Origin of the sequence: Rahnella sp. PD12R, from assembly GCF_019200965.1 — a bacterium.
GTDB classification, from domain to species: domain Bacteria; phylum Pseudomonadota; class Gammaproteobacteria; order Enterobacterales; family Enterobacteriaceae; genus Rahnella; species Rahnella laticis.
On record NZ_JAHTMS010000009.1, the window covers coordinates 153,353 to 169,261 of the forward strand.

Sequence of the window (15,909 nt, forward strand, 5' to 3'; positions counted from 1 at the left end):
ATCACCCTAAGTAACCGAGATGTTCGAGCAGGATACTCAGGCCAATACCGATTAACACCATGCCTCCCAGCACTTCGGCCCATTTTCCCAGTAACGGGCCGATAAACCGTCCCAACATCATTCCCAGCGTAGACATGATCATCGTCGCCATGCCGATAAACAGCGCGGTATGGATGATGTTCACTTCCAGAAACGCAAGGCCGACGCCGATGGCTAAAGCATCCAGGCTGGTTCCAACGGCGGTGGCTGCGAGGATCAAGAAACTGTGGCGGCTGGCCAGAATGGTCTCTTCTTCAGGTTTTTCTTTCAGGCCCTGAAAAATCATTCGTGAGCCGAGAATGAACAGCAGAATAAAGGCGACCCAGTGATCCCATTCCATGATGTATCGGGTGGCAAATAAGCCCAGACACCAGCCAATAAGCGGGGTGATGGCTTCAATGACACCGAAAATGAGACCGGTACGTAATGCTTCGCGAAAGCGCGGGCGATGAAGGGTTGCCCCTTTACCGATGGATGCGGCAAAAGCGTCCATAGACATGCCAAAAGCAAGAATCAGTGTGGCGGATAAGTTCACGAGAAGAGTCCCGGCCGGGTATTCCATATACACGTAACCCACCCCCAACCTCCCGGCAGCGCTACGTGTCTATGGTCTCGCCAACCTTACGGATGCCCGCACCACGTTTCAGGATCTAAAACGAGTATGTTGATACGGGCGTTTTTGAATACGCATTATTAAAACTGATTCAAAAACCGGCTACTCCCCAAATGACGGCGCAACCTTACCATAATGTTTTTATTCGGGACAACAACAAATAAAATAAGGGTTTCCCATGGAGCTGGGAATTATTTCCACAAAGAATAAATAACCCTCAAACTGGCTGAAATAACAACGGCGTTGATGTGGTATTAAACGGCATTGTGATTCATAAGGTTAAATAACATTGTCGTTAATATGCATCAGGCTATAACTGATATACGGATGTTTAAATTCAAATTACTGATTATTAACCATTAAGTTATAAATTCTTTCAAGATCGTCCAGTTCGTTGACGCGAATGAGTAATTTTTTCTGCTCTAATTCAAATACCAGTACACCATCTTCGGAGAGATTCATGCTCCGTATCCTGTCGTAGGTGATGAATGTATTGGCGAAATAAAAACCCTGCGGTTTGAACAGCATTTTTGGCCAGCGAATAAACGACAAATAGAAGGCAATCAGACCTAAACCAATTAACAGATAATTCGTTATCACCGTGCCATTTGAATGGATATTGTTGTACAGAAGGATCGCCAGCAGGCCAATGAAAATGATGGAATCCAGTCTGTTGCGGCGCCGCAGGTTCACCCGCAGCTGCGTTTTGCCATTCCGGGTACCCATGATGAATTCGTCGTAGATGGCGTAGGCAAGCAACAGAAGGGTAAACAGTGCGAGGACAATATCGGTGACAGACATGAAAAACTCCAGCAAACAGCCATCAGGCAAAACAAGATAGAAACACAGAAACTGGCAAAATACAGCGATAAAAAAACCGGGGGATTGCTCCCCCGGTTTTCAAGGTTATCAGAGGCCTAACAGACCAATCCAGTAACCGAAGATACCGATGGCGAAGAAGCCAACGATAATCCACAAGGCATTCACTTTCTTACGCAGCAGCCACATACAGCCGAAGGTCAGCAGTAATGGCACCAGACCTGGCATCAGTTGGTCCAGAATCGTCTGTACCGTAGTAACCGTGGTATGGCCCGTCTGGTCGGTGATTTTCGAGACCACCAGCGGAATGTTTACGTGCGTCCACTTGTTAACCAGGGCCCCCATGACAAAGAGGCCGAGAATAGACGCCCCCTCAGTCAGTTTTTGCAGGAAGCCGCCGCCCATATCGTTAACGATATCGACACCTTTTTTGTAGCCATAGGACACGCCATAGTAGCGGGTCAGCAGACGTACAAGGTTAAACAGAACGAAGAACAGCAATGGCCCCAGCAGGCTGCCGGTCATCGCGATACCTGCGCCCAGCGCCGCAAATACAGGACGAACAGTACCCCAGAAGATTGGGTCACCCACACCGGCCAGCGGCCCCATCAGACCGACTTTCAGGCCGTTGATGGCTGCGTCGTCGATAGGTGCGCCGTTAGCACGCTGTTCTTCCATCGCCAGCGTTACACCCAGAACAGGCGCTGCAACGTAAGGATGGGTGTTGAAGAATTCCAGATGGCGTTTGATGGCCGCTTTGCGATCGTCGTTATTTTCAGGATAGAGACGACGAATTGCAGGCACCATACAGAAGCAGAAGCCCAGCGCCTGCATACGTTCGAAGTTCCATGACCCCTGGAAAAGGTTGGAGCGCATAAACACACCGCGAATATCGCTGGCCGTGAGTTTTTTAACTTCAGTTTGATCAACCATGTCCTTCACCCTTAATCCAATTCGTTGTCGAGGTCGTTAACACCCGGTGCAGCCGCTGCTTGCGCAGACTTGTTGTATTTCGGGCTCAACTGGATGTAAAGAACCGCCATCACCACACCAATCACACCCAGTGCAACCAGGTTGAAGTTAGTGAATGCAGCAGTAACGAAACCAAGGTAGAAGAACGGCATCAGGTAGCCAGCGCGCATCATGTTGATGACCATGGCGTAACCGACAACGACGATCATACCGCCGGCGATGTTCAGACCGTTGGTGACCACTTCAGGGATGGACGCCAGCAAATCATGAACGATGGCAGTGCCCACAGAAACCGCAACGATGACGGCAGGGATTGCGATACGCATTGCCTGCAGAACCAGCGCTGAAACGTGGATCCAGCTGATCGCGTTCAGGTTACCTTTTTCAGCGGCCTTATCGGCAGCGTGCTGGAAGGCAACTGTGATGGTACGAACGATGATAGTTAATACCTGGCCGGCCGCAGCCAGCGGGATTGCCAGTGCGATACCTGCACCAACAGACTGTCCGCCTGCGATAACCAGAATGGTGGAAATAATGGAAGCCAGAGCGGCATCGGGTGCAACAGCAGCACCGATGTTCATCCAACCCAGAGCGATCATTTCCAGAGTACCCCCGATAATGATCCCGGTTTTAACATCACCCAGAACAAAACCGATTAAGGTACAAGCAACTAACGGACGGTGAAACTGGAATTCATCCAGGATCGAACCCATCCCGGCAATACATGCAACAATAAATATCAGCACAATTTGTAGTGTGGTGATCTCCATTGCACTTCTCCTATGACCAAAGGACGCTGAGTATAAACAGGCGCATCAGGCAGATAACGTTGAGGGAATCTGCACAAACTCGATGTGCTTATTAATTCATCTTATTAATGAGATCCATCATCTTGAGGCGCGAGTCGGTAGAGACTTTACGCACTTCAAGCTCGATACCTTTTTCATTCAATTTCTTGAACGCTTCGATATCTTTTTTGTCGACGGACACGGCGTTATTCACCTGTGTTTTGCCCTGGCGGAAAGCCATACCACCGATGTTTACGGTTGTGATTTTCACGCCAGCCTCAACCAGACGCAGCACGTCAGTTGGGTTGGTGAACAACAGCATGACGCGGTCGTTGGCATATTTCGGGTTGTCCCAGACGCGAATGGCTTTCGCGACGTCGACAACGTGTGCGGTAACACCTGGAGGAGCAACCTGAGTCAGCAGCGTTTTACGCACGGTATCGGCAGCCACTTCGTCGCTGACAACAATAATGCGGGTTACGTTGGTTTCTTTGGTCCAGCGGGTCGCTACCTGGCCATGAATCAAACGGTCATCGATACGGGCAAGGCCGATTTTCATATGGTCGTTCGGACCGGCAGGTTTCGCCGGGGCAGCTGCTTTTGGCGCAGGGGCGGCAGCAGGGGCTTGAGGCGCAGCTTCCGGCGCTTTCAGTGCTTTCACACCGATTCGGCCAGTTTCTACTGCGATGGCAACCAACTCTGCGAAAGAGGGGTTATCATCACGTGCCATGAAAGTCTCTGCCAGCATCGGGATGTTAACACCGGTGACAACTTCGTAATTTTCTTTATCGACAACAATGCGGCTGGCGGCGTTGAACGGGCTGCCACCCCATGTATCGACCAGGAAAAGAACGCCGCTGCTGGTGTCTAAACCCCCCAACTTTGCCGTGTACTTTTCGATCAGGGTTTCGGCGTTTTCGCCGGGAACGAAATCAATGAAGGCGACATTATCCTGTTCACCTAAAATCATTTCCGCTGTTTTCAGCAACTGCTCAGCTGCTGACCCGTGCGTGCCGATGATAATAGCAATACTCACTCGCTACCTCCTCTGTTAACTCTGGGAAAGAGTTATGCACATAAGTAATGGTGCTGATGATGTCCGCCCGTTTTTATTCCTGAGGCGAACAGGGCACTCCCTGCGTAACTAATCTTTCCTTAATTTCTGATAAGACTGCTAAACAGTAAAACTGCAGAACCTCAACAGGTTGTGCGACGTGATTTATTTTAGTGTGTGAAAAAATAATTTTTGTGACGACTGTCCGTTATTCAACGACGTAATGTGAATACGCTTTCACGTGGGCAATAAAACAGCATAGTTGTTACAGGATGATGCTGAAGGTAAAAAATCATACTTTCTTCATATAATCATTCCTGATAGAGTAATTTTCCCAATAATTGAACAGGAGTACCGGGCCTCAGCCCTCCCTATGGACTGTCACCGACGTCACTATTCTTCGCTTTTTCACCTCATGAACACCGGCAAATCCGCCCCAATGGGCCTGATTTTTGCCGCACTGAAACCGCTTTCATCTGTTAATTTTGCAGTAAAAAAAGTTTGCCGGGCCTCTGAAAGCTCAGCGAATTGCGTTTCTTTGCGTCTTTTTTCTTTAACTCATTGCGGAGTCTGACATGGAATTTCTGATGGACCCTTCAATATGGGTCGGTTTATTGACGCTTGTTGTCCTGGAAATTGTTCTGGGTATCGACAACCTTGTTTTTATCGCCATCCTTGCCGATAAACTGCCGCCTAAACAGCGAGATAAAGCCCGAATCATCGGCCTTTCGCTGGCGCTGATTATGCGTTTAGGCCTGCTGTCCCTGATCTCGTGGATGGTCAAACTGACCACGCCGCTGTTCAGCATTGCGCAGTTCAGCTTCTCGGGGCGTGACCTGATCCTGCTGGTCGGTGGCCTGTTCCTGCTGTTTAAAGCCACAACCGAGCTGCATGAAAGGCTGGAAGGGCACGACGAACAGGGAACGCCAAACCGCGGCTATGCCAGTTTCTGGTCAGTAGTGGCGCAGATCGTTGTACTTGATGCGGTATTCTCGCTCGATGCGGTGATTACGGCAGTCGGCATGGTGAACAACCTGGCTGTCATGATGACGGCGGTGGTGATCGCCATGGGTGTGATGTTGCTGGCGTCTAAATCGCTGACGCGCTTCGTGAATAACCATCCGACGGTTGTCGTGCTGTGTCTGAGCTTCCTGCTGATGATCGGCCTGAGCCTGATTGCAGAAGGATTTGGCTTCCATATTCCGAAAGGCTATCTGTACGCTGCGATTGGTTTCTCGATTCTGATTGAGTTGTTCAACCAGATTGCGCGCCGCAACTTCCTGAAAAGTCAGTCGAACCGTCCTATGCGTGAACGTACCGCCGAGGCGATTCAGCGTCTGATGGGCGGGAAACGTCAGAGTCAGAATGAAGATGAACCGGCGGGCGATGTGTTACCGGCGGGTGAGACGTTTGCTGAAGAAGAACGGCATATGATCACCGGCGTACTGACGCTGGCCTCGCGTACGCTGCGCAGTGTAATGACGCCGCGAACTGAAATTTCCTGGGTCGATTGTGAAAAGTCACCCGCCGAAATTCGCAGCCAGCTGCTCGACACGCCGCACAGCTTATTCCCTATCTGCCGCCATTCTCTGGATGATGTCATCGGGGTCGTTCGTGCGAAGGACCTGCTGGTTGCGCTGGAAAACGGTGAAAACATCGTGGCGTTTGCAGAAAAAACGCCGCCGATTGTGGTGCCTGAAACCATGGACGTCATCAATCTGCTTGCGGTTCTGCGTAAAGCGAAAGGGCGTCTGGTCGTGGTGAGTAATGAATTTGGCGTGATTCAGGGACTGGTGACGCCGCTTGACGTGCTCGAAGCCATTGCGGGCGAGTTCCCGGACGAAGATGAAACGCCGGACGTTATTGCTGACGGTGAATCATGGATTGCCAAAGGCGGGACGGATTTGCATTTGCTACAGCAAATCCTCGACGTGAACACGCTCGTCAGCCCTGATGATGATTTCGCTTCGCTGGCGGGGTTACTGCTGTCGAAGTCCGGGCAGATGCCGGTGGCGGGTGAGGTGATAGAAATGGCTTCGCTGCGCTTTGAAATTCTAGACGTGTCGGAATACCGCATCGAGCGCGTTCGCATTACACGTATTAAGTCAGAGAATGACTGGGAGCAGGAACAGTAACCGGTTCTGCTTGCGTGAAAACGGCGACTCCGGTCGCCGTTTTTTATGGTTTGAATTCAGCGGCAGGCTATCAGGCCGGTTTGGAGTCTTGCGGCGGCGTGATGATTTGAGTCGATTTTTTATAGCGCTCAAGCCAGATAGGGAACACTTCAATCGGCATTGGCCGGGCAAAATAGTAACCCTGCAATGAATCAACTTTTCGCTGCCGCAGATATTCCACCTGTTCACGCGTTTCCACCCCTTCAGCAATCAGCTTCAGATTCAGGCGCTGCGCCAGCGTAATGATGGTGTCGGTGACCGTCGCGTTAATCGCGTCCGTACCAATCGACGCGGTGAAGGCCTGATCAATTTTGAGTACGTCAGGGTTCAGCGTTTTGAGATAACTCAGCGAACTGTGGCCGGTGCCGAAATCATCAATGGCCAGCAGGATCCCCATTTCTTTCAGCTGTGAAATTTCTGCCGCGCGTAATTCCTGCAAACGTGTTCGTTCGGTCAGTTCCAGCATCAGGGAAACCGAAGGTTGCGCCGGAAGCCAGATTTTGCGGATGTCATCCACAATTTCCATGTTATTAAAATGCTGCGCTGCGACATTAATACTGACGTAAAAACCCGGTGTGGCAGGGAACACTTCCAGATTATCCGCAACCGTCTGAATCAGGTACCGCGTGAGCGAAATGATCAGCCCGTGCTGTTCGGCAAGCGGAATAAAAACATCGGGCGACACCCATTCCTGACGGCGATTTTTCCAGCGCATCAGGGTTTCTACGCCGATACAGCGTCCATCGGTACTGTTAATAATGGGCTGACAGTAGACTTTAAATTCGCGGTGCGAAATCCCGTGGCTGATCGGATAAGCCAGACTGATCCGGCTGCCGGAAAGCAGATAAACCGCGGTGGCGGTCAGCAGGCTGATTAATACCGAAAGAGGCAGGTGAGATAACAGCTCACTCCAGGCTAAATCGCTGGCTTGTTCGCCATAGAGCGACACGGAAAAATCGTATTTATCAGAGCTGACGCTCAGCAGTGCGGGCTGCGGGAGGTGACTGCTTTCAACAATCTCGTCACTGCCGTATTCGAGATTTTGTCTTCCGACATTTAATACGATGTGGCTGGCGTAAGGTGGCTGGGGCTCAAGAAGGAAGTTCGAAAGGACACCGATGTTATAAACAAACAGTTCGCCGTTAAGATTATCCGGCGTCGTGGGTTGCCAGAGAACCAGCGTCGGCGCATCTACCTTGCTCCATTTTGACGCGCGCAGATCAAGCTGAGTTTTGCCCTGAGCCAGAGTGGGCAGTGTTTTGTTGAAATTCAGATCTAAAGCCCCGATCAGGCTCGAACAGATGATGGTGCCGTTACTGACCAGACTGATGGATCGCAGCGTTTGCATACGGGCGACAGTTTGTTGCATAACCGGTTGCAGCGCGTTGCAGCTTAGCGTCTGGTCGATAGGAATCGCTCTTCCTGCGGGCGACGCAGGTTCGAGTAATTTCTCCAATTTTTCAACGGTATGGATAGCCACACGTTGTTGATCTTCTGCGATGACCTGAGCTTGTTCGTAAATGCGAATGCCAAGAGTCAGAAGCAGCGTAAATATCCCCATTGCGCAGGCAAGCGCAATGCGATAGTAACGATACTTCGCAAGTCCGGTCTGGGAGAACGGCATCGTTCTAATCCTTTTATCCCGTGTTAAATGCAGGCTCAAAATTATTATTTTTAAAGGTTTACCGATGCGTCACAGCCGTTTTGTTCTTATTGATAGTAGCTGTAAATCGCCGGACGCTCTGCCTGAGTTGTGGAAAACTCCCTATTTTTCCCGGCAAAAATCAAACGAAATCCGTATCAGTGACGTTGTCACGTGTGTTTTTTCTGCATATTTTCGGCATGTATTTTCAGTGTATAGAGAGGTTCTCTGAACGGGAAAATCAGGCGGAAATCAGCATGCCGTACCTGCAGGGTATAATGCAAGTGTCACTACCATTATGTATTGATAATACAACAGGTTGTTGTTAGCGAAGGTTTTATTGCTACCGGCTCCCACCGGAGTGGTATTTCCTGCGGCAAACGGGCCAAAAATGGTCCAACCCGCCAGCCGCCTGGAGACGAAAAATCCTGCAAATGATTAGTCGCACTGAACCTTAATGGCTAAACCACCGCGGGACGTTTCGCGGTACTTCGAGTTCATATCTTTGCCCGTTTCGTACATTGTCTCGATCACTTTATCCAGCGAAACGCGTGGCTCACTGGTCCGGCGCAAGGCCATGCGTGCGGCGTTGATGGCTTTTACAGAAGCAATCGCGTTACGCTCGATGCACGGAACCTGAACCTGCCCGGCAACCGGGTCGCAGGTTAAGCCCAGATTGTGTTCCATGCCAATTTCCGCTGCCACGCACACCTGTTCCGGGCTGCCGCCCAGCAGTTCTGTCAGGCCCGCCGCGGCCATAGAACAGGCCACGCCGACTTCGCCCTGACAGCCGACTTCCGCACCCGAAATCGACGCATTCATCTTGTAGAGAATGCCAATCGCGCCGGAGGTCAGGAAATAACGCAGGTAAATATCCGGGCTGACGGACTGAATAAACTGGTCGTAATACGCCAGCACCGCCGGAACAATCCCGCAGGCGCCGTTCGTCGGCGCCGTCACCACGCGCCCGCCGGCCGCATTTTCTTCGTTCACGGCCAGGGCAAACATGTTCACCCAGTCGATCACGTTCATCGGGTCATTAGACAGTTTATCGTTGGACACCAGCATTCTGCGCAAGGCAGAGGCGCGACGCGGAACGCGAAGCGGGCCAGGCAGAACGCCTTCCGTATTCAGACCACGGTCGATGCAGGCCTGCATGGTGTGCCAGATTTTCTCGAAATACTGTTCGATGTCCTGTTTGCTGTGCTGGGCCAGCTCATTTTTCATCATCAAACCTGACAACGAAAGGCCGGTTTCCTTGCACTTGGCCAGCATTTCGCTGGCGGAATTAAAGCTGTAAGGCACTGTCACTTCATCAAGCACCGGCTGACCGAAATGCTCGTCATCGACAATAAAACCCCCACCGACGGAGTAGTAGGTTTTGCTGTAAATCATTTTATCGCCCGTAAAGGCATGAATTTGCATCGCATTTTCATGGCGCGGTAAATTCTCACCGCGAAACACCATGCCGGTGTCACGGGGGAAATCGACTTCGTGCTGAGTTTCACCCAGCGGCAGGCGCTGACGCTGCTCAACGTCGCGAATAAAGTGGGGAATGCCGTCGATGTCGACGGTATCTGGCTGGTTACCCGCCAGACCTAAAATAATGGCGATATCTGTGTGGTGGCCCTTGCCTGTGAGAGACAGGGAACCAAAAACGTCCACGGCGACACGCGTAACGGCAGGCATCATGCCCTTTTCGAGCAGGTCATCAGCGAACTGTTTCCCGGCTTTCATCGGGCCCAAAGTATGGGAACTGGAAGGGCCAATCCCGACCTTGAACATGTCGAAAACGCTAATCACGTCGAATACTCCTGTAATGAATTACGGCAGGGAACGGGATCCCTGACAGCCACAACTGAACTTGTGGCTCAATCTATAGTTTAAAAGGCCTGAGGGGCAAAAGTTTCATTTTTCGCATGAAATAAACTTATTTGATGCAAAAGTGTGATCGGAATGTAATCAGCGGGCTCAGACTTCAACCTGCCGGGCGAGCTGGCGGATGATCGCCGCCGTGAGTCCCCAGACAAATTGCTGCTGATACCAGGATAAATACACCCGGTGATGGATGCCTCTGCGATGAATATCCAGAGTGTGGTAGCGGGCAAGGTCAAAGGCTTCCTGCAAGGGCATTTCAAACAGCTCGGCGACTTCATCCTCAGCCGGATGGAACGTCACATCGACCGGCAACAGCCCGACAACCGGCGTCACCTGAAAACCGCTGCTGCTGTCCTGCGGTGAAAGCGTGCCTAAAACGTGAACCTGTTCCGGCTCAATAGCGACTTCTTCCTGAGCTTCCCGCAACGCGGTGGCAATAATTGAGGCATCCGTTGCATCGGCTGCGCCGCCGGGAAAGGCGACCTGACCGGGGTGTTTGCGCAGCTGATCGGAACGGCGCGTCAGTAAGATTGTCGGCTCTTTCCGGCAGATAATCGGAATTAAGACGGCGGCGTGACGGGTTCCGCGCAATGCGGGGGCAGGCATACGCGGTTGCTGCAACTGAAAGCGCAGGATGAAATCTTCCACCGCGGGGGAAAAAGTCTGCACGGGTGCGTGTTGTTCCAGCAAAGTCACGGCTGAACGTCTCCTAACTGAGGCAGTATGCGGGCAATTTTATCGAACGTTTCCTGATATTCTGCCTGTTCCTGGCTGTCAGCCACAATCCCGCCGCCTGCCCAACAGTAAATTTTCCCTTTCGCCGTCAGCAGCGTGCGGATGGTGATATTACTGTCCATCGTGCCGCAACAACTGATGTATGCAATGCTGCCGCAGTAACCGTTGCGTCGCTGTGGCTCAAGTTCTTCGATGATTTCCATCGCGCGGACTTTCGGTGCGCCGGTAATCGAGCCGCCGGGAAAACAGGCGCGCAGCAACGCACTGGCGTGGCACGCTTCCGGCAGTTTTGCTGTGATGGTGCTGACCAGATGATGGACCGCAGGGAAAGGCTCGACTTTGAATAATTCGGGAACGCGCACGCTGCCCGGCGTGGCAACGCGGCCAATGTCATTTCGCAATAAATCGACGATCATCAGATTTTCCGCACGATCTTTTTCCGATGCCGCCAGCCGCTCAGCCTGATGTGCATCTTCTGCGGGATCCTCGCTGCGTGGCAACGTCCCTTTAATCGGGCGCGTCTGGATCTGTTGGTCTTTCAGCCAGATGAACCGTTCAGGCGACAGACTGATCACCGTGTTTTCAGGCAAACGTAGAAACGCCGAGAAGGGGGTACGATTCGCATTGTTCAGCTGCAAAAATGCCTGCCACTCCTCACCGGAATAGTGCGTTGAAAATCGCTGCGCGAGGTTAATCTGATAGCAATCGCCGTTGTGAATGTATTCCTGAATCTGGCGGAATTTTTCACCGTATGCCTCGCGGGTCATGTTGGACTGCCACGGCGCTTTGAGCCGGAAAGGCTGCGCGGCGGTGGCCTTCTGTTGCGCCAGCCAGTGCAGGCGGCCGGCAACATCCTGGTGGCAAATCAGCGTCACACGTTGCAGATGGTGATCGGCGATCAACGCCCAGTCATAAATACCCACCGCCATATCCGGCAGAGCGATGTCCTGTTCTGCCGTGTCGGGCAGCGCCTCAATACGCCGCCCTAAATCATAGCCAAACAGCCCGAGCGCGCCGCCCAGAAACGGAAAATCAGGCGAGCTTTCCGCCTGCAAACCGGATGCCGAAAGGTATTCTTCCAGCAGGGCAAACGGATCGTCTGTCCGTGACGTTATTTCACCGTTTTGCTCAACTTGCGTGATATCACCGCGCGTCGTCAGCGTGACCAGCGGATCCGCCACCAGAATATCAAAGCGATTATGCTGATGCAGCGCAGAGCCGGAATGCAAAAGCATGGCCCACGGTAAAGCTGAGAGCGCAGAAAATTGCTCGGACAGCGCATCGGTATGATAAGGCAAAGTATGAAAATTTACGGAACGGGTGGATTGCATGGCAGGTAAGAGCTTCCGGGCGCAATTAAAACGTATTATAGCGTCGATCCTAACATAGATTCGGCTGCCTGAAAGCAGCACAGGCGATTTGCAGCAATAAGGCGTATACTGTGCAACCCCGCAGCCTGCGGGCCGGTTTAACGTACAACAGGAATCTCCCATGCTGACAGGTATGCCTTCATTATCACATTCCGAACAAGAACAGGCCGCCGATCGTATCCGCCAGTTAATGGAAACCGGAATGAGCAGCGGCGAAGCCATTGCAACCGTTGCGGAAGAAATCCGTGAAACGCACAAAGGCGATCGCGTGACCGTTATCTTTGATGACGAAGACGAGTAAATTTCTGCCCTGATAAGTCCATATCGGGCATAAAAAAAACCGGACCCTTTGCGGAGTCCGGTTTTTTTTCATCTTTATTCAGGCATCAGCCTTTAACGGTAACCGCCGCTGCGGCTTGTTTTGCCTGCTCAACCGCGTCTTCAACGTTATCGGCAATCGCCAGCGTCACACCCAGACGGCGTTTGCCACTGATTTCCGGTTTACCGAACAGACGGATCTGGTTGAAACCGGTCAGCGCGTTTTCCAGCCCGCTGAAAGAAACGTTGCTGCTGGTCAGTTCCGGCAGGATAACCGCGGAAGCCGACGGGCCGAACTGGCGGATTTTCCCAACCGGCAGACCTAAGAATGCGCGAACGTGCAGGGCGAACTCGGACATATCCTGAGAAATCAGCGTGACCATTCCGGTGTCGTGTGGACGCGGTGAAACTTCGCTGAAAATCACTTCATCGCCACAGACAAACAGCTCAACGCCAAACAGCCCTTTGCCGCCCAGCGCCTTCACCACTTTCTCCGCGATATCTTTCGCGCGCTGCAATGCCAGTTCGGTCATTTGCTGCGGCTGCCAGGATTCGCGGTAATCGCCATCTTCCTGACGATGCCCGATTGGCGCGCAGAAATGAATGCCGTCAATGGCGCTGATAGTCAGCAGCGTAATTTCAAAATCAAACTTCACCAGACCTTCAACAATGACGCGTCCTCCACCGGCACGGCCACCTTGCTGGGCATAATCCCAGGCTGTCTGTAACTGCTCAGCGCTGCGGATCAGGCTCTGGCCTTTACCGGATGAACTCATCACCGGCTTGATGATGCACGGATAACCGATTGCGTCGACGGCCTGACGGAAAGACGCTTCGTCGTCAGCAAACTGATACGTCGATGTCGGGAGTTTGAGGGTTTCCGCGGCCAGACGGCGGATGCCTTCACGGTTCATGGTCAGACGCGTCGCTTCGGCGCACGGCACCACGTTATGGCCCTGTTTTTCCAGCTCAACCAGCATGCTGGTGGCGATAGCTTCAATTTCCGGCACGATAAAATCAGGGCGTTCGCTTTCAATAACGGCTTTCAGCGCATCGCCATCGAGCATGTTAATGACATGGCTGCGGTGAGCGACCTGCATCGCGGGTGCATCCGCATAGCGATCGACGGCGATCACCTCCAGACCCAGGCGCTGACATTCGATCGCCACTTCTTTACCCAGCTCGCCAGAGCCTAACAACATGACGCGGGTGGCGCCGGTGCGCAGTGCAGTACCAATGGTTAACATAGCTTCGTACCCAGATCTTTGATGAAGGAAAGTAAGAATTTCGCGGCGCAGTATATCTGAAATTATCAGGGACGAAAACGATTGCGCGGCGTGTTTGAAAAATTCCCTGTCTACGTAAGAAGGGGATTTACAGGATTTTTTAAGCCGGTTTTCTGCTGTTTAAGGCAGTCTGCGGGCGTCTCTGTTATCATTTAGCAAACCATGGCGCCAGATCTCCTGCCGCTGCCCCGATTTTTGCCTCACATAAAGAGTTATCGCCTTGAGCACGCATTCCTTTTCTGTCCTGACATTGCCCGCTGAGCAACTTTCCAACCTGAATGAACTGGGTTACACCGAAATGACCCCGATTCAGGAAGCCTCTTTGCCCGCTATCCTGCAAGGTCAGGACGTCCGCGCCAAAGCCAAAACCGGCAGTGGTAAAACAGCCGCTTTCGGCATTGGTTTGCTGAACAGCATCACTGTTTCACAGTTTGTGGCGCAGGCGCTGGTGCTTTGCCCGACGCGCGAACTGGCCGATCAGGTCAGTAAAGAATTACGTCGTCTGGCGCGTTTTACCCAGAACATCAAAATCCTGACCCTTTGCGGCGGCCAGTCAATCGGCCCTCAGAACGAATCGCTGGTTCGTCAGCCGCACATCGTGGTCGGCACGCCGGGCCGTATTCAGGAACACCTGCGCAAAGGCACGCTGAAGCTGGATGATCTCAAAGTGCTGGTGCTCGATGAAGCCGACCGCATGCTGGACATGGGTTTTAGTGAAGATATTGAAGATGTGGTCAGCTATACGCCGCAAACCCGCCAGACGCTGCTGTTCTCCGCGACGTATCCGGACGGCATTGAACGCATCAGCTCCAAATTCCAGCGCGAGCCGCTGAAAGTGGAAATTGAAGGCGAAGATGATGTGGCAGACATCAAGCAGGTGTTTATCGAAGCGGATAAACATCAGCGTTTATCCCTGCTGGCGGCGGTGTTGTACCAGCATCAGCCGACATCGTGCGTAGTGTTCTGTAATACCAAGCGCGACTGCCAGGAAGTGTGTGACGCACTGGCTGGCAAAGGGATCAGCGCGCTGGCGCTGAACGGCGACCTCGAGCAGCGTGACCGTGACCGAGTACTGGTGCGTTTCTCCAACGGCAGCTGTCGTGTGCTGGTCGCAACAGACGTTGCGGCGCGCGGTCTGGACATCAAACAGTTAGGTCTGGTCATTAACTATGAACTGTCTTTCGACCCGGAAGTTCACGTTCACCGTGTAGGCCGTACAGGGCGCGCGGGAACCAGCGGTCTTGCGGTCAGTCTGGTGACTCCGCAGGAAATGCCACGTGTGACGGCGCTCGAAGATTACACCCGTCAGCGGTTCACCTGGCAACCTGCCGCGCAGGCACTGGCGGCAACGCCAGTGGCGCTGGATGCTGAAATGGCCACGCTGTGCATCGACGGTGGCCGTAAAGCCAAAATCCGTCCCGGCGATATACTCGGCGCGCTGACCGGCGATGCCGGGCTGACCGCGGCAGAAGTCGGTAAAATTGATATGTTCCCGATCCACGCTTACGTTGCTATCCGTCAGAAGAGTGCGAAGAAAGCCCTGCAACGCCTGCAGGAAGGGAAAATCAAAGGCAAAAACTGCAAAGCGATTATTTTGCGCTAAAAGAGTGATGTCGCGTTTTACATTGTTCGTCTGATTGTTAATGTTGTGTTATTGGCTTGTTGATGATTATATTGTCTGACACAAGTGATGACCTTTCGGTATGTATGGTTATTGTTCCGGCAAGGTCAGCGTAATAAAAGACAAAGACTGGGAAGACGAACGATGAAAAAGATAATCTTGAGCGCGGTAATGGCAGTCGCAGGAATGAGCGGTCTGATCCAGACTGCTCAGGCCGATGAGCCTGAAGTAAGAACGGCGACGGTCACACCTTGTGCGAATGCGACGAAAGATGAACTCGCGGCGCTGGTGAAACGCGATTTTCTGCAAAACCGTATTCCGCGCTGGGATGCGGATAAAAAAGCACTCGGCACCTCAACGCCGGTTGCGTGGGTTGATGCCGGCAGCATCAGCGGTGATAACAAGAAATGGGATATCCCGCTGAAAGTCCGCGGTGATCATGCCGACAAAACCTACGACGTTACGCTCAACTGCCAGCTCGGTGAAATCAGTTACAGCACGCCGGTCTGAGTTTTTCCCCTGCGCCCGCAACCCCTGACGGGCGCACATTCCCGCTAATTCCCGCACATTCCGTCTCTTGGTTTCCCCGTGTAAACCTGT

Annotated in this window: 14 protein-coding genes and 1 riboswitch; of the genes, 4 read left to right on the top strand and 10 right to left on the bottom strand. The window is 52.4% G+C overall.

All coding sequences use genetic code 11. The features are described from left to right. Window position 1 precedes the first annotated feature (1 nt). From mntP to manX, 5 genes are all read right to left on the bottom strand, one after another. Window positions 2-574, bottom strand: a complete 573-nt coding sequence (gene mntP, locus KWG64_RS18260) for a manganese efflux pump MntP (protein ID WP_218522767.1) — start codon at window positions 572-574, stop codon at window positions 2-4. A gap of 7 nt (window positions 575-581) precedes the next feature. After that, window positions 582-776: riboswitch (yybP-ykoY riboswitch) on the bottom strand. Between the two features lie 218 nt (window positions 777-994). Beyond that, on the bottom strand, window positions 995-1,453 hold the full coding sequence (locus KWG64_RS18265; protein ID WP_195822888.1) for a DUF986 family protein: 459 nt from the start codon (window positions 1,451-1,453) through the stop codon (window positions 995-997). 108 nt (window positions 1,454-1,561) lie between these two features. Further along, entirely contained in the window at window positions 1,562-2,404 is an 843-nt protein-coding gene (locus tag KWG64_RS18270; RefSeq protein ID WP_195814359.1) for a PTS mannose transporter subunit IID, read from the bottom strand. 11 nt (window positions 2,405-2,415) lie between these two features. Beyond that, window positions 2,416-3,213, bottom strand: coding sequence for a PTS mannose/fructose/sorbose transporter subunit IIC (locus KWG64_RS18275; protein WP_101077145.1), 798 nt, complete (start codon window positions 3,211-3,213; stop codon window positions 2,416-2,418). Window positions 3,214-3,304: 91 nt separating this feature from the next. Next, window positions 3,305-4,267, bottom strand: a complete 963-nt coding sequence (manX, locus tag KWG64_RS18280; RefSeq protein ID WP_218522704.1) for a PTS mannose transporter subunit IIAB — start codon at window positions 4,265-4,267, stop codon at window positions 3,305-3,307. A gap of 593 nt (window positions 4,268-4,860) precedes the next feature. On the opposite strand from manX, the gene KWG64_RS18285 reads away from it, so the two are divergent. Further along, window positions 4,861-6,420 carry a TerC family protein gene (locus KWG64_RS18285; RefSeq protein ID WP_195822889.1) on the top strand — a complete coding sequence of 520 codons (1,560 nt, stop codon included), beginning with the start codon at window positions 4,861-4,863 and terminating at the stop codon, window positions 6,418-6,420. 70 nt (window positions 6,421-6,490) lie between these two features. Here the strand turns inward: KWG64_RS18285 and KWG64_RS18290 are convergent, their stop codons facing one another. From KWG64_RS18290 to pabB, 4 genes are all read right to left on the bottom strand, one after another. Further along, window positions 6,491-8,083 (bottom strand): EAL domain-containing protein, encoded by a 1,593-nt coding sequence (locus tag KWG64_RS18290; protein ID WP_218522705.1) that lies wholly within the window; start codon window positions 8,081-8,083, stop codon window positions 6,491-6,493. Between the two features lie 456 nt (window positions 8,084-8,539). Continuing rightward, complete coding sequence (locus KWG64_RS18295; RefSeq protein ID WP_218522706.1) at window positions 8,540-9,904, bottom strand: L-serine ammonia-lyase; 1,365 nt, start codon at window positions 9,902-9,904, stop codon at window positions 8,540-8,542. Window positions 9,905-10,072: 168 nt separating this feature from the next. After that, complete coding sequence (locus tag KWG64_RS18300) at window positions 10,073-10,675, bottom strand: CoA pyrophosphatase (RefSeq protein WP_195814364.1); 603 nt, start codon at window positions 10,673-10,675, stop codon at window positions 10,073-10,075. Next, the gene (gene pabB / locus KWG64_RS18305) at window positions 10,672-12,045 is read right to left on the bottom strand and encodes an aminodeoxychorismate synthase component 1 (protein ID WP_218522707.1); all 1,374 of its coding nucleotides are present in this window, start codon (window positions 12,043-12,045) and stop codon (window positions 10,672-10,674) included. The genes KWG64_RS18300 and pabB overlap by 4 nt, the downstream gene beginning before the upstream one ends. Window positions 12,046-12,205: 160 nt before the next feature. Between pabB and KWG64_RS18310 the strand changes: the two genes are divergently transcribed. Continuing rightward, window positions 12,206-12,385 carry a YoaH family protein gene (locus KWG64_RS18310; protein ID WP_101077138.1) on the top strand — a complete coding sequence of 60 codons (180 nt, stop codon included), beginning with the start codon at window positions 12,206-12,208 and terminating at the stop codon, window positions 12,383-12,385. Window positions 12,386-12,470: 85 nt separating this feature from the next. On the opposite strand, the gene purT is transcribed toward KWG64_RS18310, so the two are convergent. Further along, a complete protein-coding gene (gene purT, locus KWG64_RS18315) occupies window positions 12,471-13,649 on the bottom strand; it encodes a formate-dependent phosphoribosylglycinamide formyltransferase (protein WP_218522708.1) in 1,179 nt (392 codons plus the stop codon). A gap of 259 nt (window positions 13,650-13,908) precedes the next feature. Between purT and dbpA the strand changes: the two genes are divergently transcribed. Together dbpA and yebF are read left to right on the top strand one after the other, a co-directional pair. Beyond that, window positions 13,909-15,291, top strand: coding sequence for an ATP-dependent RNA helicase DbpA (gene dbpA / locus KWG64_RS18320; protein WP_101077136.1), 1,383 nt, complete (start codon window positions 13,909-13,911; stop codon window positions 15,289-15,291). A 162-nt stretch (window positions 15,292-15,453) separates the two neighbouring features. Then, on the top strand, window positions 15,454-15,819 hold the full coding sequence (gene yebF / locus KWG64_RS18325) for a protein YebF (protein ID WP_195814368.1): 366 nt from the start codon (window positions 15,454-15,456) through the stop codon (window positions 15,817-15,819). Window positions 15,820-15,909 lie beyond the last annotated feature (90 nt).

What these genes read in the sequence shown, in the direction of transcription:
- KWG64_RS18285 (WP_195822889.1), top strand. Translation starts at nt 4,861, where the DNA reads ATGGAATTTCTGATGGACCCTTCAATATGGGTCGGTTTATTGACGCTT.
- yebF (WP_195814368.1), top strand. Translation starts at nt 15,454, where the DNA reads ATGAAAAAGATAATCTTGAGCGCGGTAATGGCAGTCGCAGGAATGAGC.
- pabB (WP_218522707.1), bottom strand. Translation starts at nt 12,045, where the DNA reads ATGCAATCCACCCGTTCCGTAAATTTTCATACTTTGCCTTATCATACC.
- KWG64_RS18265 (WP_195822888.1), bottom strand. Translation starts at nt 1,453, where the DNA reads ATGTCTGTCACCGATATTGTCCTCGCACTGTTTACCCTTCTGTTGCTT.
- KWG64_RS18270 (WP_195814359.1), bottom strand. Translation starts at nt 2,404, where the DNA reads ATGGTTGATCAAACTGAAGTTAAAAAACTCACGGCCAGCGATATTCGC.
- KWG64_RS18290 (WP_218522705.1), bottom strand. Translation starts at nt 8,083, where the DNA reads ATGCCGTTCTCCCAGACCGGACTTGCGAAGTATCGTTACTATCGCATT.
- KWG64_RS18310 (WP_101077138.1), top strand. Translation starts at nt 12,206, where the DNA reads ATGCTGACAGGTATGCCTTCATTATCACATTCCGAACAAGAACAGGCC.
- purT (WP_218522708.1), bottom strand. Translation starts at nt 13,649, where the DNA reads ATGTTAACCATTGGTACTGCACTGCGCACCGGCGCCACCCGCGTCATG.
- KWG64_RS18275 (WP_101077145.1), bottom strand. Translation starts at nt 3,213, where the DNA reads ATGGAGATCACCACACTACAAATTGTGCTGATATTTATTGTTGCATGT.